At 71.4% G+C, this 14604-nt stretch carries 9 protein-coding genes; 4 read left to right on the plus strand and 5 right to left on the minus strand.

Translation table 11 applies throughout. The annotated features are described in order from the left end of the window. Nucleotides 1–129: 129 nt before the first annotated feature. Entirely contained in the window at nt 130–3693 is a 3564-nt protein-coding gene (locus E6R60_RS31130; protein ID WP_168713707.1) for a bifunctional glycosyltransferase family 2 protein/CDP-glycerol:glycerophosphate glycerophosphotransferase, read from the minus strand. A 160-nt stretch (nt 3694–3853) separates the two neighbouring features. Further along, nucleotides 3854–4459, minus strand: coding sequence for a TetR/AcrR family transcriptional regulator (locus E6R60_RS31135; protein ID WP_136330048.1), 606 nt, complete (start codon nt 4457–4459; stop codon nt 3854–3856). A 159-nt stretch (nt 4460–4618) separates the two neighbouring features. On the opposite strand from E6R60_RS31135, the gene E6R60_RS31140 reads away from it, so the two are divergent. Then, the gene (locus E6R60_RS31140) at nt 4619–5569 is read left to right on the plus strand and encodes an ABC transporter permease (protein ID WP_136330049.1); all 951 of its coding nucleotides are present in this window, start codon (nt 4619–4621) and stop codon (nt 5567–5569) included. Beyond that, nucleotides 5562–6341, plus strand: coding sequence for an ABC transporter ATP-binding protein (locus E6R60_RS31145; RefSeq protein ID WP_136330050.1), 780 nt, complete (start codon nt 5562–5564; stop codon nt 6339–6341). The genes E6R60_RS31140 and E6R60_RS31145 overlap by 8 nt, the downstream gene beginning before the upstream one ends. Nucleotides 6342–6533: 192 nt before the next feature. On the opposite strand, the gene E6R60_RS31150 is transcribed toward E6R60_RS31145, so the two are convergent. Beyond that, entirely contained in the window at nt 6534–11567 is a 5034-nt protein-coding gene (locus E6R60_RS31150; RefSeq protein ID WP_136330051.1) for an NAD-glutamate dehydrogenase, read from the minus strand. 397 nt (nt 11568–11964) lie between these two features. Here E6R60_RS31150 and E6R60_RS31155 point away from each other — a divergent pair, with 397 nt between their 5' ends. After that, nucleotides 11965–12531: a DJ-1/PfpI family protein gene (locus E6R60_RS31155; RefSeq protein WP_136330052.1), complete on the plus strand. Its 567-nt coding sequence runs from the start codon at nt 11965–11967 to the stop codon at nt 12529–12531. A 46-nt stretch (nt 12532–12577) separates the two neighbouring features. Here E6R60_RS31155 and E6R60_RS31160 read toward each other — a convergent pair whose 3' ends face one another. Further along, complete coding sequence (locus E6R60_RS31160) at nt 12578–13249, minus strand: HAD family hydrolase (protein WP_136330053.1); 672 nt, start codon at nt 13247–13249, stop codon at nt 12578–12580. 93 nt (nt 13250–13342) lie between these two features. Beyond that, nucleotides 13343–13849: a hypothetical protein gene (locus E6R60_RS31165; protein WP_136330054.1), complete on the minus strand. Its 507-nt coding sequence runs from the start codon at nt 13847–13849 to the stop codon at nt 13343–13345. A gap of 290 nt (nt 13850–14139) precedes the next feature. Between E6R60_RS31165 and E6R60_RS31170 the strand changes: the two genes are divergently transcribed. Continuing rightward, nucleotides 14140–14562, plus strand: coding sequence for an Rv3235 family protein (locus tag E6R60_RS31170; RefSeq protein WP_136330055.1), 423 nt, complete (start codon nt 14140–14142; stop codon nt 14560–14562). The last annotated feature ends 42 nt before the right edge of the window (nt 14563–14604 follow it).

The following is a 14604-nucleotide window of genomic DNA, read 5'->3' on the forward strand; positions in this document are numbered from 1 at the left end:
CGAACGGTTCACGCAGTGCGGACAGTTCGTGCGTCAATCCGCGTCCACCACCACGTCACCCCGCGGTTCACCCCGGACCGGCATCCGGCCCCGGGGATGTCCGGCGCCGGATGCGGACCGGAGGCGGACTCAGGGCTGTCCCGACAGCCCTGAGAGCATCCGGTCGGCGACCCGGGCGGCCGCCCGGCCGTCGTCGAGGTCGCAGAAGTCCCGCTGGAACGCCTCGTACGCCTCCGCGTGCCCCGCGGTCGCCAGGACCGGGTCGCGCAGCGCCTCGATGAGCTCGCCCGAGTCCGCGATCAACGGGCCGGGGGCCCGCGACTCGAAGTCGAAGGCGAATCCGCGCAGCGTGTCGCGGTAGTGCGCGAGGTCGTAGGTGTGGAAGAGCATCGGGCGGCCGGTCTGCGCGAAGTCGAACATCATCGAGGAGTAGTCGGTCACCAGCGCGTCACTGATCAGCATCAGCTCACCGGCCTCCGGGTACCGCGAGACGTCGCGGACGAATCCCGTGCCGCTGTCGGGGAGCCGGTCGCTGACCAGGTAGTGACGGCGCACCAGCAGGACGGTGTCCGGCCCCAGTTCGCGCTCGGAGGCCGCGAGATCCAGCCGCAGGTCCATGGTGTAGCGGCCGCGGTTCGCCGGCCGGTCCTCGCGCCAGGTCGGCGCGTACAGCACGACCCGCTTGCCCTCGGGGATCTGGAGCGTCTCCCGTACCGCGGCGGCGACCTTGGTCCTGTCGGGGGCGTGGAAGAGGTCGTTGCGGGGATAGCCGCACTCCAGGACCTCGCCCTCGAACCCGAAGGAGCGGCGCAGCACGGGCGTCGCGTACGTGCTCGGGGAGACCAGGAAGCTCCACTGGCGGGCGCGTTGTTCGAGGGTGGCGATGTAGGCGTGGTTCGCCTGGGCTGTGCCGGCGAGGTCGAGGCCGATGCGCTTGAGCGGGGTGCCGTGCCAGGTCTGGACGACGGTCTGTCCCTCGCGCCGTTCGAACCATTCGGGCAGCTGGGTGTTGGTGACGATGTGCCGGCTGCGGGCCAGTGCCTCGTGCCAGGCGGCCGAACCGTGCTCGACGGCGGTGGCTCCGGCCGGGACGCGGGCCTGCCCGTCGCGCACGACCCACAGGTGTTCCAGGCCGGCCCCCCGCCGGGTCAGCTCCTCGTGGACCGCGCGGGGCGAGTCCGAGTACTGGCGTCCGTCGAAGCTGCTGAACAGCACGGTGTCGCGCAAGGCGGCGGTGCGCTGCGCCACGTAGGCCTCGCTGAGCAGCCGCCGGGCCCGCGGGCCGCGCTGGGCGGCAGGGAGCGGGGGCGCGCAGCTCAGCAGCAGCTGGTCGTGGAAGCGCCGCTCGATGACGTACGCACGTCCTGCGAGGGTGCGGGCCGCGGGCAGGGTGTGGTGCACGGCGGCCGGGAGGCGCAGGGCGGCGTCACGGGTCTCGTCGGTGGCGCCCTTCTCGCGGAGGAAGAAGTACCAGTTGCCCTCCCCCAGCGGCAGTTCGCCGCCGCCGGTCTCCACGGCGTCCGGCCGCAGTTCGGCCCTGAACCGCCGCTCGTCCCGTGGCCCGGAGAAGGCGACGGGCACGACGGCCTCCTCGTGATGGCCGCTGTGGCGGGCCACCAGTTCGACCGTGCGCCCGGGGTCCCCCGGGAAGGTGCCTTCCAGCAGCAGCATCCCGTCCTGCGTCCAGGCAGCGAGTTCCACGGCCGGCTGGAGGGGGCGGTCACTGATCAGCAGATTGCCGCGCGCGCTCACGGTGAGGCCCAGTTCGCGTGGCTCGTCGCCGGCCGGGGCGAGCGGATAGCGGCCCTGCGGCACGGGCCCGGGCACGTCGATGGGGGTCCGGCGGCCGCCGGGGCCGAGGAGATGGACGCTGTACGGGATGCCCGACCGCCCCTCGGCGGCGGCCGGCCGGACGTCCGGGAGGGCGGTGAGCGGGAGCGTGGCCGTGAAGCGCCGCCAGCCCGTCGCCGAGGACACGGCGTCCTCCTGGAGCGTCACCGGGTACTCGAGGACGGTCCCGGAGGGGCGGTGGGTGAGGCCGAGCCGCAGGTCCTGGCCGGCGAGCCGGTTCCGGAGCATGCCGTCGACGACGACGGCTGCCGTCCCGTCGGCCGTCTCGCCCGCGCGGTGCGTCTCGAAGCGTGCGTCGATCCGTTCGGCGTGCACGACCAGCCGGTCGGCGTCGAAGACCGGCACGATCCGGTGGTCACCGTCCGGGCGGTGCACGGGCGGTGCGACGGGGGCCTCCGCGGTGCTGGGCGTGGCGCGTCGCAGGAGCCCGTTCCTCGCGACGCCGAGCTCCAGGCGCCAGGTGACGTGACCGGCCGGGCCGTCCGCGGGGATGCGGAGCCTGGCGGGGTCGAGCAGCATCTCGAAGCCCGAGCGGTCGTAGTCGTGCAGGCTCTGCCGGGAGCGGGCGGTGGCCTCGGGCTCGGCGGTCCTGCGCAGCCGGAGCGGCACCACTCGGCGCCGGCCCGCCCGCAGCCAGCCGGCCCGGAATTCGGAGGCGCCCGAGGAAGTGGGCAGGTTGCGGATGTAGGCGTACCCCTTCAGGCGCAGCTTGCCGTCCTGCCAGCTGACCTCGCGCAGCCGGGCGACCAGCGGAAGATCGCGGTCGCCGACCCGCAGCACCCGTGCCGGCACCGGCCGGGTCAGCGGGGGGTAGGCGGCCCGTCGGCGGCGCACGCCGCGTACGGCGAACGCGCCGGGCTCCCGCTTGTCGAAGGCCAGCAGGGCCAGCAGCTCCTCCGTGCGGCGCTCGCGCACCAGGTGCCACATCAGCCGCAGCCGCAGCGGGAGCCCGTCGAGCACCGCCGGGCCGACCTGGTCGAGGAACGCGTTGGTGTGCGTCAGGAAGGCGTTGCGGTAGGCGTCGTCGCCCTCGGGCAGGACCTCCATGAAGTACCAGAGGTCGTTGGCGAGGGCGTGTGCCTCGTAGTGGTGCTTGTCGGCGGCCGTGCGGCTCTCCTCCAGGAACGCGCAGACGCCCTGGACGTGCGCGACCCGGTCGCGGATGCCTCGGGCGACGGCCCGGCCGGCGGTGATCGAGCCGGGGCGGTCGCGCCAGTGGTAGACGGGGTCCTTGACGATGTCGACGGAGCCGGCCAGGAAGTGGGCGGGCAGCACGACCGGGATGTCCTCGTAGAGCACACCGACGGGGAAGGCGAACGCGTGCTCGTCCCAGAAGGAGCGGCGGAAGACCTTGTTGCAGGCGATCCGGTCGGCGGTGAGTTCCCGGTCGCGGGAGATGTGGGTCCGCAGTCGCGTGGTGGCCATGGGCGCCCGGAACATGGGCGACTGCTGGAGCCTGCCGTCGGCCCGCAGCCGCAGCACGTTGCCCGACGCGAGGTCCGAACCGGTCTCCTCCAGGGCGCCGACCAGCAGTTCGTACGCCCGCGGCGGGACGATGTCGTCACTGTCGACGAAGGCGAGGTAGCGGCTGCGCGGGTCACAGGTGCGGACGCCGGTGTTGCGGGCGTGCCCCAGTCCGCCGTTCTTCTGGCTGACCAGCCGGAAGCGCTCGTCCTGCGCGGCGAACGCGGCGGCCAGGGCCGCGCTGCCGTCCGTGGACCCGTCGTCGACCATCACCACTTCGAGGTCGGTGAGGGTCTGCTCCGCGAGGGACTTCAGGCAGTCCGTCAGGAAGGTTTCCACGTTGTGGACGGGGACAACGACACTGAGCCGTGGCGGCATGGTGAGCACGTCCGTTCATCGGGGGCCTGGCTATCCGTATGGCTCAACCCCGTGAACGGCCGGGGGTCACCGGTTACGGTCCCCAACGAGTGATGTCGCCGTCTTCGTGCTGACGCCGGGTCCGGCGCGCCGCGCCCCGCCCGGTGCCCCCGCGCCCGGATCAGCGGGTGAGCGCGGCCACGGCCGAGGCCGCCAGGTCGTCCAGATAGCCGGCGGGCAGCTCACCCCTGACGACGGCGAGCCGCCAGTAGAGGGGCCCGACGATCAGGTCGAGGGCGCGGTCCGGGTCGCTGTCCCGCGGCAGTTCCCCGCGGGCGACGGCGTCCCGTACGACCACGGCGGCGATGCCCTGCTGCGGGTCGAGCAGGGCGGCCTTGATGGTGTCGGAGATCTCCGGGCTGCGGGCGGCCTCGACGAGCAGGTCCGGGATGACCTGGGAGGCGAGCGGGTGGCGCAGAGCGTACGCGGCCAGTTCGAGCACGGCGCGGACGTCCCCGTACAGCGAACCGGTGGCGGGGGCCGGCATGCCCTGGGCCGCGACGGCGGAGACCAGGTCCAGGACGAGGTGCAGCTTGGACTTCCAGCGGCGGTAGACCGCCGTCTTGCCGACGCCGGCCCGCCGGGCGATGCCCTCGATCGACATCCGGGCGAATCCGACGGCGGCCAGCTCCTCGAAGACCGCGCTGCGGATCGCGTCGGTCACGTCCTCGCGCAGCACGGCGGCTCCGGCGGGGACACGGCGGCGGCTTCCGGGGTCGGTGGTCATGGCCGAATCATAGTGCGCGACGACGAGACGGTTGCGTAGCGACGTCGCTCGTCCTACCCTCGGCGTTGCGACGAAACGGTCCCGTCCCGTCGCGTTCCGATGCGTTTCCGCCCTCCCTCGCCCCCTCCCCCGCCTTTCCGCCTTCCCTCGAAAGCGATCGTGGTGAGCCAGACAACAGCACCGGCCCCGGCGGACACTCCGCCGGCCGTCTCCCCGCCCCTCCTCCCGCCCCTCCACGCCCCGGGCGAGCTCGCCGCGCTCGCCGCCCGCCACGGGCTGACCGTGAGCGGGGCGCGTCCCGCACTGCCGGCGTACGTACGGCAGCTGTGGGGGCGACGGCACTTCATCACGGCGTTCGCCACCGCCAAGCTCACCGCCCAGTACAGCCAGGCGAAGCTCGGCCAGATCTGGCAGATCATGACCCCGCTGCTCAACGCGACGGTCTACTACTTCATCTTCGGCGTCCTGATGAGGACCAAGCAGGGCGTCAGCGACTTCGTCCCGTTCCTGGTCACCGGCGTCTTCATCTGGACCTTCACCAGCAACTCGATCACCGCCGGCACCCGCGCCATCAGCGGCAACATCGGCCTCGTGCGGGCCCTGCACTTCCCGAGGGCCTCGCTGCCGATCGCCCTGGCCCTCCAACAGCTCCAACAGCTGCTCTTCTCCCTCGGCGCCCTGGTGCTGATCATGCTGGCGTTCGGCCAGTTCCCGCACCCCTCCTGGCTCCTCGCGGTGCCCGCCCTGGCCCTGCAGGCGGTCTTCAACACCGGCGTCTCGATGGTCTTCGCCCGGCTGGCGGCCCGGACTCCGGACATCGCCCAGCTGATGCCGTTCATCCTGCGCACCTGGATGTACGCCTCCGGTGTCATGTGGAGCCTCGACGCGAGCCTGGCGGGCGACCGGGTGCCGTACCTGGCGAAGCTGGCGCTGGAGATCAATCCGGCCGCCGTCTACATCGATCTGATGCGATTCGCCCTCATCGACAGCTTCCACAGCGCGCAGCTCCCACCGCACGTGTGGGCGGTCGCCACCGGCTGGGCGCTGGTGTGCGGAGTGGGCGGGTTCCTCTACTTCTGGCAGGCCGAGGAGAGTTACGGACGTGGCTGAGCACACGGATTCCGCGGTACCGACGGTCGTCGTCGACGACGTCCACATCACGTACACGGTCCATGGCGCCCGCACCGGCAAGGGCAGCGCCACCTCGGCCCTGAGCCGGATCGTCTCGCGGCGGCAGACCCCCGGGGTGCGCGAGGTGCACGCCGTGAAGGGTGTCAGCTTCGCCGCGTACAAGGGGGAGGCGATCGGGCTGATCGGCTCCAACGGTTCGGGGAAGTCGACCCTGCTCAAGGCGATCGCGGGCCTGCTGCCCGCCACGAAGGGCCGCGTCCACACCCAGGGCCAGCCGTCGCTGCTCGGGGTGAACGCGGCCCTGATGAGCGATCTGACCGGCGAGCGCAACGTCGTACTCGGCGGGCTCGCGATGGGCATGAGCCGTGAGGAGATCCGCGCACGCTACGACGGCATCGTCGACTTCTCCGGGATCAACGAGAAGGGCGACTTCATCACCCTGCCGATGCGCACGTACTCCTCCGGCATGGGCGCCCGGCTCCGCTTCTCCATCGCCGCCGCCAAGGACCACGACGTCCTTCTGATCGACGAGGCGCTCTCCACGGGCGACGCCCGCTTCCAGCGGCGCAGCAAGGAACGGATCATCGAACTCCGCGAACAGGCCGGCACGGTCTTCCTGGTCAGCCACCACAACAAGTCGATCACCGAGACCTGCGACCGAGCGCTGTGGCTGGAGGCGGGAACCCTGCGCATGGACGGCCCGGCGAAGGAAGTCGTAGCAGCCTACGAGAAGTTCACCGGCAAGAAGTAACACCCAGCCGCCCCACGACGGCCCCTCAAGCCCGTACGCAACTCAAGCCCGTCCGGCGATTGAGGACAAGGCCCCAGCCCGGACACGGCCGCACCCCACGCCGGCGAACCGCACGCACCGAGCCCGCCCGGCGATTGAGGGCAAAGCGAGGCGGCCACCCGAACGCACCGGCAGCCGCCTCACCCCGCACCCCTACCCGTGCGTCCGCAACAACGTCCGCATCGTCCGCATGGCCACGGACAGATTCGCCAGATCGAACGCGTCCGACCCCTGGATCTCCTCCAGCGTGGAGCGCGAGCGCGACAGGATCGCCGCGTTCTTCTCCTCCCACGCCTCGAACCGCTCCTGCGGCGACGACGACCCGTTGCCCACGCTCAGCACGTCGGCCGTCAGCGCCGCATGCGCTGCGTACAGGTCCTCACGGATCGAGGCACGGGCCATCGACTGCCAGCGGTCGGCCCGCGGCAGCTCGATGATGCGGTCCATCAGCTGGGTGATGCCCAGCCGGTCCCCGAGGTCGTAGTACACCTCGGCGACGGACAGCGGGTCCTTGCCCGTCCGGTCGGCGATCGCCACGATGTCGAGCGCCGGGAAGGCCGACGAGAACCCGGCGACGCGCTGCGCGAGCGCGTCCGGGACACCCGCCGCGGTGAGCTCGTCCAGGATCGACCGGTACCAGTCCTGGTCGGCGCCCCGCAGCATCTTGGGCAGGTCGGCCCAGACCTGCTCGACGCGGTCGCGGAAGAAGTCGATCGTCTCCGCGATCTCCAGCGGCTGCGGCCGGTTGCCGAGCAGCCAGCGCGAGCCGCGCTCGACGAGCCGGCGTGAGTGCAGCCGGATCCGGGTCTGCACATCGGCGGCGACCTTGTTGTCGAGTGCCTCGACCGCGTCCCACACCTCGCCGAGGCCGAAGATCTCCCGGGCCGCGAACTGGGCCCGCACGATCTCGGCGATCGAGGCGCCGGTCTCTTCCCGCAGCCGGTGCAGGAAGGTCGAACCACCGGTGTTGACCGTGTCGTTCACCAGGACCGTGGTGATGATCTCGCGCCGCAGCGCGTGCCCGTCGACCGCGTCCGGGTAGCGCTCGCGCAGCTGAGTCGGGAAGTAGGCGTGCAGCAGCTTCTGGAGGTGCGGGTCGTCCGGCAGGCTCGTCCCGATCAGCTCCTGCGCCGCCGTGATCTTCGTGTAGGCGAGCAGCACGGCCAGCTCGGGCTGGCTGAGCCCCTTGCCGGCGTTCAGCAGCTCGCGGATCTGACGGTCGGTGGGCAGGAACTCCAGGGCCCGGTCGAGGTGCCCGTCGCGGCCCAGCCGGCGCATGAAGCGCTGGTGGGCGTGGAGCAGCGAGGGCGCCTGGGCGCAGGCGTTGGCGAGCGCGGTGTTCTGCGCGTAGTTGTTGCGCAGTACCAGGTGGCCGATCTCATCGGTCATCTCGGCGAGCAGCTTGTTGCGCTGCTTGACCGTCATGTCGCCGTCGCGCACCAGGCCGTTGAGCAGGATCTTGATGTTCACCTCGTGGTCGGAGGTGTCCACGCCGGCGCTGTTGTCGATCGCGTCGGTGTTGATCCGGCCACCGTTACGGGCGAACTCGATGCGGCCGAGCTGGGTGGCGCCGAGGTTGCCGCCCTCGCCGACGACCTTGGCGCGCAGGTCCTCGCCGTTGACGCGGATCGCGTCGTTGGCCTTGTCGCCGACGTCCGCGTTCGACTCGACGGAGGACTTGATGTACGTGCCGATGCCGCCGTTCCAGGCCAGGTCGACGGGGGCCTTGAGGATCGCCTGCATCAGGTCGGCGGGCGTCATCTTGGTGACCCCGGCCTCGATGCCGAGAGCCTCGCGCATGTGCGCGTTGACCGGAATCGACTTGGCGGTGCGCGGGTGGACGCCGCCGCCCGCGGAGATCAGCGCCTTGTCGTAGTCGGCCCAGGAGCTGCGCGGCAGGTCGTAGAGGCGGCGCCGCTCGGCGTAGGAGGTCGCGGCGTCCGGCTTCGGGTCGATGAAGATGTGACGGTGGTCGAAGGCCGCGACGAGCCGGATGTGCTCGGAGAGCAGCATCCCGTTGCCGAACACGTCGCCCGACATGTCGCCGACGCCGACGACGGTGAAGTCCTCGGTCTGCGTGTCGTGGCCGAGCTCCCGGAAGTGGCGCTTGACGGACTCCCAGGCGCCGCGGGCCGTGATGCCCATGCCCTTGTGGTCGTAACCGGCCGAGCCGCCGGAGGCGAACGCGTCACCGAGCCAGAAGCCGTAGGCGACGGCGACCTCGTTGGCGATGTCGGAGAACTTCGCGGTGCCCTTGTCGGCGGCGACGACGAGGTAGGTGTCGTCCTCGTCGTGCCGGACGACGTCCTTGGGCGGCACGACCTCGCCGGCCACCATGTTGTCGGTGATGTCGAGCAGCGCCGAGATGAAGGTGCGGTACGCGGCGATGCCCTCGGCCATCCAGGCGTCACGGTCGGCGGCCGGATCGGGGAGCTGCTTGGCGACGAAGCCGCCCTTCGCGCCGACCGGCACGATGACGGTGTTCTTCACCATCTGCGCCTTGACCAGGCCGAGGATCTCCGTACGGAAGTCCTCGCGCCGGTCCGACCAGCGCAGGCCGCCGCGGGCGACCTTGCCGAAGCGCAGGTGGACGCCCTCGACGCGCGGCGAGTACACCCAGATCTCGAACGCCGGGCGGGGCGCCGGAAGGTCCGGAATGGACTGCGGGTCGAACTTCATCGACACGTAGCCGTGCGGCTTGCCGTCCTCCGCACGCTGGAAGAAATTGGTGCGCAGGGTGGCCTTGATGACGGTGAGGAAGGAGCGCAGGATGCGGTCCTCGTCGAGCGAGGCGACCTGGTCCAGGGCCCCGTCGAGTTCTTCGAGGAGGCCGTCGGTGAGTTCCGTACCGGCGTTCTGGCGCTCCGGCGCCATCCGGGCCTCGAAGAGCGAGACCAGCAGCCGGGTGGTGTGGACGTTGTTCTGGAGGGTGCTCTCCATGTAGTCCTGACTGAACGTGGATCCGGCCTGCCGCAGGTACTTGGCGTAGGCGCGCAGCACCATGGCCTGCCGCCAGTTCAGTCCGGCGCTCAGCACCAGCGCGTTGAAGCCGTCGTTCTCCGCCGCGCCGGTCCACACGGCAGCGAAGGCCTCCTGGAACCGTTCGCGGGCGTCGTCGGCCAGGTATCCGCCGTTGGCCGTGGCCTGCGGGATACGGAGCCCGAAGTCGTAGATCCACGCGTGCGTACGGTCCGCGCAGCGCAGCTCGTACGGGCGCTCGTCGACGACCTCGACGCCGAGCCGCTGGAGTGCCGGGAGGACGGCGGACAGGGAGACCTGCTCGCCGGTCCGGTAGATCTTGAACCGCCGTTCGCCGGGCGCGGCGCCGACCGGCTCGTACAGGCTGAGGGCGAAGTCCTTCTCGTCGTGCTTGAGGGCCTCGAGGTGGACCAGGTCGGCGACGGCGGAGCGCGGCGAGTGGTCGGCCTTGTAGCCCTCGGGGAACGACTGGCCGTACTGGCGCAGCAGTTCGGCGGCGCGTTCCTCGCCGCACTCGGCGACCAGCGCCTCCTGGAAGCCGTCGGCCCAGGAGCGGGCGGCCTCGACGAGGCGGGCCTCGATCCGGTCGGCCTCGGCGTCGGTGAGGGCTGTCAGCTCGCTGCCGGGAGCGACCCGGACGACGAAGTGCAGCCGGGAGAGGATCGACTCGGTGTTCCAGGCGGTGAAGTCGACGCTGGTGCCGTTCAGCTCCTCCTTGAGGATGTCGATCAGCCGCAGGCGCACACCGGTGGTGTAGCGGTCGCGCGGCAGGTAGACGATCGCGGAGTAGTAGCGCCCGTACTCGTCCTGGCGCAGGTAGAGCCGGAGCCGGCGCCGCTCCTGGAGGTAGAGCACCGAGGTGACGACGGAGCGGAGCTGGTCGGGCGGCGTCTGGAAGAGCTCGTCGCGGGGGTACGTCTCCAGGATCTGCAGCAGGTCGCGGCCGTCATGGCTGTTGTACGAGAAGCCCGCGCCCTCCAGCACCTCGGCGACCTTGCGGCGGATGACGGGCACCCGGCGCACGGACTCGGTGTAGGCGGCGGACGAGAACAGGCCGAGGAAGCGGCGCTCGCCGATGACGTTGCCCTCGGCGTCGAACTTCTTCACGCCGACGTAGTCGAGGTAGCTGGGGCGGTGCACGGTCGCCCGGCTGTTGGCCTTGGTCAGGATGAGGAGCTTGTGCTCGCGGGCCTTGGCCCGGGCGTCGGCGGGCAGCCGGTCGAAGGAGGGGCTGACCGGGTGCGCCTCGTCCTCGCTGTGGTGCGGGTCGGAGCGCAGGATGCCGAGGCCGGTGCCGGGCACGGCGGCCAGCGCGTCGGAGTCCGTCAGTTCGTACTCGCGGTAGCCGAGGAACGTGAAGTGGTCGGCGGCCAGCCAGCGCAGCAGCTCCCTGGCCTCGTTCACCTCGTCGTCGGCGAGCTCGTCCAGCGGCTCTCCGGGCAGGTTGTCGGCGATGCGCAGCGCCGCGTCCCGCATCTTCTCCCAGTCCTCGACGGCCTCCCGTACGTCGGACAGGACCCGCAGGAGGTCGGCCTGGATCTGCTTGAGGTCGGCGCGGTCGGTCTCGCGGTCGATCTCGACGTGGATCCAGGACTCGACGAGCGCGTCGTGCGGCAGCTCCGCCTTGGCGTCCTTCGCCCCCTTGGCGTTCTTGCGGCCGTTCTGCGGGCCGGTCGAGATCCCGACACCCTCGGTGAGGACCTCGATCAGCTTGCCGGTCACATCACGGCGGACGATGACCTGCGGGTGGATCACGACGTGGATGCCGCGGCCCTGACGGGACAGCTCGTTGGTGACGGAGTCGACCAGGAACGGCATGTCGTCGGTGACCACCTCGACGACCGTGTGGCTGCAGGTCCAGCCGTTCTCCTCGACGGTCGGGGTGTGCACCCGGACGTTGGCCGTGCCCTGCGGACGGTTCTCCGCGAGCCGGTAGTGGGAGGAGGCGGCGCCGAAGACGTCGACCGGGTCTCGGCCGGCGATGTCCTCCGGAGCGGTGTGGAGGTAGTAGCGCTGGAGATAGGCGAGCAGTGCTTCCTCGTGCGGACGCTCCTGCCCGGCCCCGGTGCCGTCGACGGCACCGGTGGCCGCGACGTGCACCCGGGGGGCACCGCCCGGGCCACCGACACCACCGCCCGGGCTGTTGTCAGCTACCTTGGCGGCCCGTGCGAGCAGCTCGGCCTTGGCTTCGTCCAGCTTGGTCTGCATGTCCTCTGGCTCCTGTCGCGCGCCGTTGCGTGACGTAGGTGAAAAAGGCGACGTACCGCCGCGACACGGGGTTTCCGGTCTGAGTCGACGCTATGCCGCTATGAGAGAGGCCCGGGGCCTTATCGGCCATTTTTGGCAGTCGGCCCGGGCTGAGGGGATCAGTCATGGCCCGGGCGCTGTGGCACTCCGGGCGCGGGCCGGGGGCTTCGCTGCCCCCGAGGCGTATCGCGCTGATCACGGGGTCCAGGCTATCTCGCCCGCCCCCGTCATCGTCACGAGCCGCATGTGTACAAAAGAAGGCCCCGAACTTTGACACTCTGGACAGCGCACGGGCCCGGTCTGCCGCACTCTGGTACCGGCAGTCGGAACCGTCCTACACACCGTGGGGAGCCCCGTCATGGCACCGAAGATCCTGCTCGTCACCGGCGACGCCGCCGAGTCCCTCGAAGTCCTCTATCCGTACCAGCGGTTGCGCGAGGAGGGGTACGAGGTCCACATCGCCGCTCCCTCGCGCAAGACGCTCCGTTTCGTGGTCCACGACTTCGAGCCCGGCTTCGACACCTACACCGAGAAGCCCGGCTACACCTGGCCCGCCGACCTGGCCTTCTCCGAGGTCGACCCGGACGACTACGTGGCCCTGGTCGTCCCGGGCGGCCGCGCCCCCGAATACCTGCGCAACGACGCCGACCTGCGCGCGATCCTCTCCGCGTTCTTCGACACGGACCGCCCGGTGGCCCAGATCTGCCACGGCCCGCTGATGACGGCCGCCGCCGGCGCGCTGAAGAACCGCCGGGTCACCGCCTATCCCGCGCTGGAACCGGACATGGAGACGGCCGGAGCCGCCTTCCAGGACACCGAGGTCGTCGTGGACGGCACGCTCGTCTCGTCCCGCGCCTGGCCGGACCACTCGGCCTGGATGCGGGAGTTCCTCACCGTGCTCCGCACCAAGGCCCCCGTCACCTGAGTCGTCGGCCGGCCGGCTCGCCCGAACCCGCCCCACGGGTCGTCGGCTACTCGCTCAGCTGCTGGGCGAGGGCCGCGGCCTCGGCCAGGGTGTCCACGACGGGCACCCCGGCCGCCTCCAGGCTGGTCTGGCTGTGCGAACCGCCGGTGAAGAGCACCGCCTTCGCACCGACGTGGGCGGCGGCCACCGCGTCGTCCACGGCGTCACCGATGACCACCGTGTACTGCGGGGATATCCCGTCCAGCGCCGCGAAGTGCCGTTCCATGTGCTGCGCCTTGCTGCCGCCGGAGGGCCCGGTGCGTCCGTCGACCCGCACGAAGTGACGCTCGATGCCGTACCCCCGCACGACGGGGACCAGGTGCTCGTGCCCGTACATGCTCAGCAGGGACTGGCTCCGGCCCGTCAGCTGCCACTGCGCGAGCAGCTCGGCGGCCCCCTGGGTCAGCCCGCAGCCGTGGCGCTGCTCGGTGTAGTGGCGGTGGAAGACCCCGTCCATCCGCTCCCACTCGGCCTCCGTGGGCAGTCGGCCCATCAGCCGCTCGTAGAACCGGGGTATCGGGACGCAGTACATCTCCCGGTACTGCTCCAGGGTGACCGGCGCCACGCCGACCTCGACGAACGCGGCGTTCGTCGCGGCGACGACCGCGGTGATGTCGTCGAGCAGAGTGCCGTTCCAGTCCCAGACCAGGTGTGTGCGGTGCTTCCCGTGCGTCCCCATGCGAGAAAAATACCCGCTGCCACTGACAACGGGACGGACAGCCCTGGGGCCGCACCGCCGGACCCCCCGCTGGAGGCCCCGGGCGACGGTCGCTCACCCGATGAGGTTCGGGATCTCCTGAATGCCGAACCACAGCAGCTCGTGGTCCTCCGCGCCGTCCACGGTGAATTGCGCGTCGTCGTCGCCGAGGTCCGCCGCCCCCAGTGCGGCCGCGGCGGCCGTGACGTCCTTGTCGGCTTCGTCCGAGTCGACGTGCACAGCGGCGGCCTCGGCCAGCGCGACGGCGGAGGCGATGGTGACCTCACCGAGCGAGGAGGCGTCGAGGATGTGGTCCGGGTCGGCGACCGCGGCGCCGTCCGGGACGTCGACGGCCACGACGACCCGTCGACGGGCGGCTCCGGGGTCCCCCGCGATCATGCGCAGCGACGCGGACGCGGCCCGGTTGAGCGCCGCGTACTCCAGCTCCTCGATGTCGTCGGAGACGTACCACTCCCGCAGCGCGGGGGTCACCGCGTAGGCGGTCAGCGGGCCGGGGCCGACTTCGCCGGCCCGGTGCGCCGCTGCGAGCCCGGAGAGGGTCAGGGGGACGTACACGCGCATGGCAGAGGTCGCTTTCGTAGTCGGAACGCCCTCAGGATACGTGCGACGTCCCCCTTTGGGGTTACGTGTCCGGCCGCCGCCCCGTCCACCCGGCGACCGGCCCTCACCCTGCCCGGCCCGCCCCCTCCCCCGGCACCGGACCGGCCCCGCCACCCGGATAGGTGAATCCGCGGCCCTGCACTCCCGGCCTACCGACGCTTGCGACCGCCTCCGTCGTCCCCGTAGAAGGTCCACAGCAGAAGTTACCGCCCGGTATGCAGCCGGGCCTCTGAGCACGGGGGCAGACAGCGATGAGCACGAACAGGACCCGGCCCGCAGGCCGGCACGACGCACGCAGGCCCGAAGCCGTACCCGCACAACGCCGCCGGACCGTCCAGGGCGTCCGGCCCCACCAGTGGTTCGCGGAACGCCTCCTGGCGGTACTCAGCGGCCAGCGCCCCGTCCACTGGATGCTCGGCCACACGATCGGCGACGCCTACGACCAGCTCGCCGAACTGGCCCCCGCCACCCCGCTCAGGAGCCGCGGCGCCCGCCCGGTCATCCGCATGTGCCGGGGCGCCCAGCCGGCCCCAGGCGTCGTGGAGGCCTGCGCGAGCATCGCGGCGGGCGAGCAGGTCCGCGCGATGGCCTTCCGCCTGGAACAGGGCCGCGACCTCCGCTGGCGCTGCGCCGCGGTGGAACTGGGCAACACGCCGGTACGCGCCCGCCTCTGAGACCGGCACCCGCCGGCCTCCGGCATCCGAGCCCGTGGAATC

It is taken from the genome of Streptomyces sp. A0642 (assembly GCF_004795105.1).
Lineage (GTDB): Bacteria > Actinomycetota > Actinomycetes > Streptomycetales > Streptomycetaceae > Streptomyces.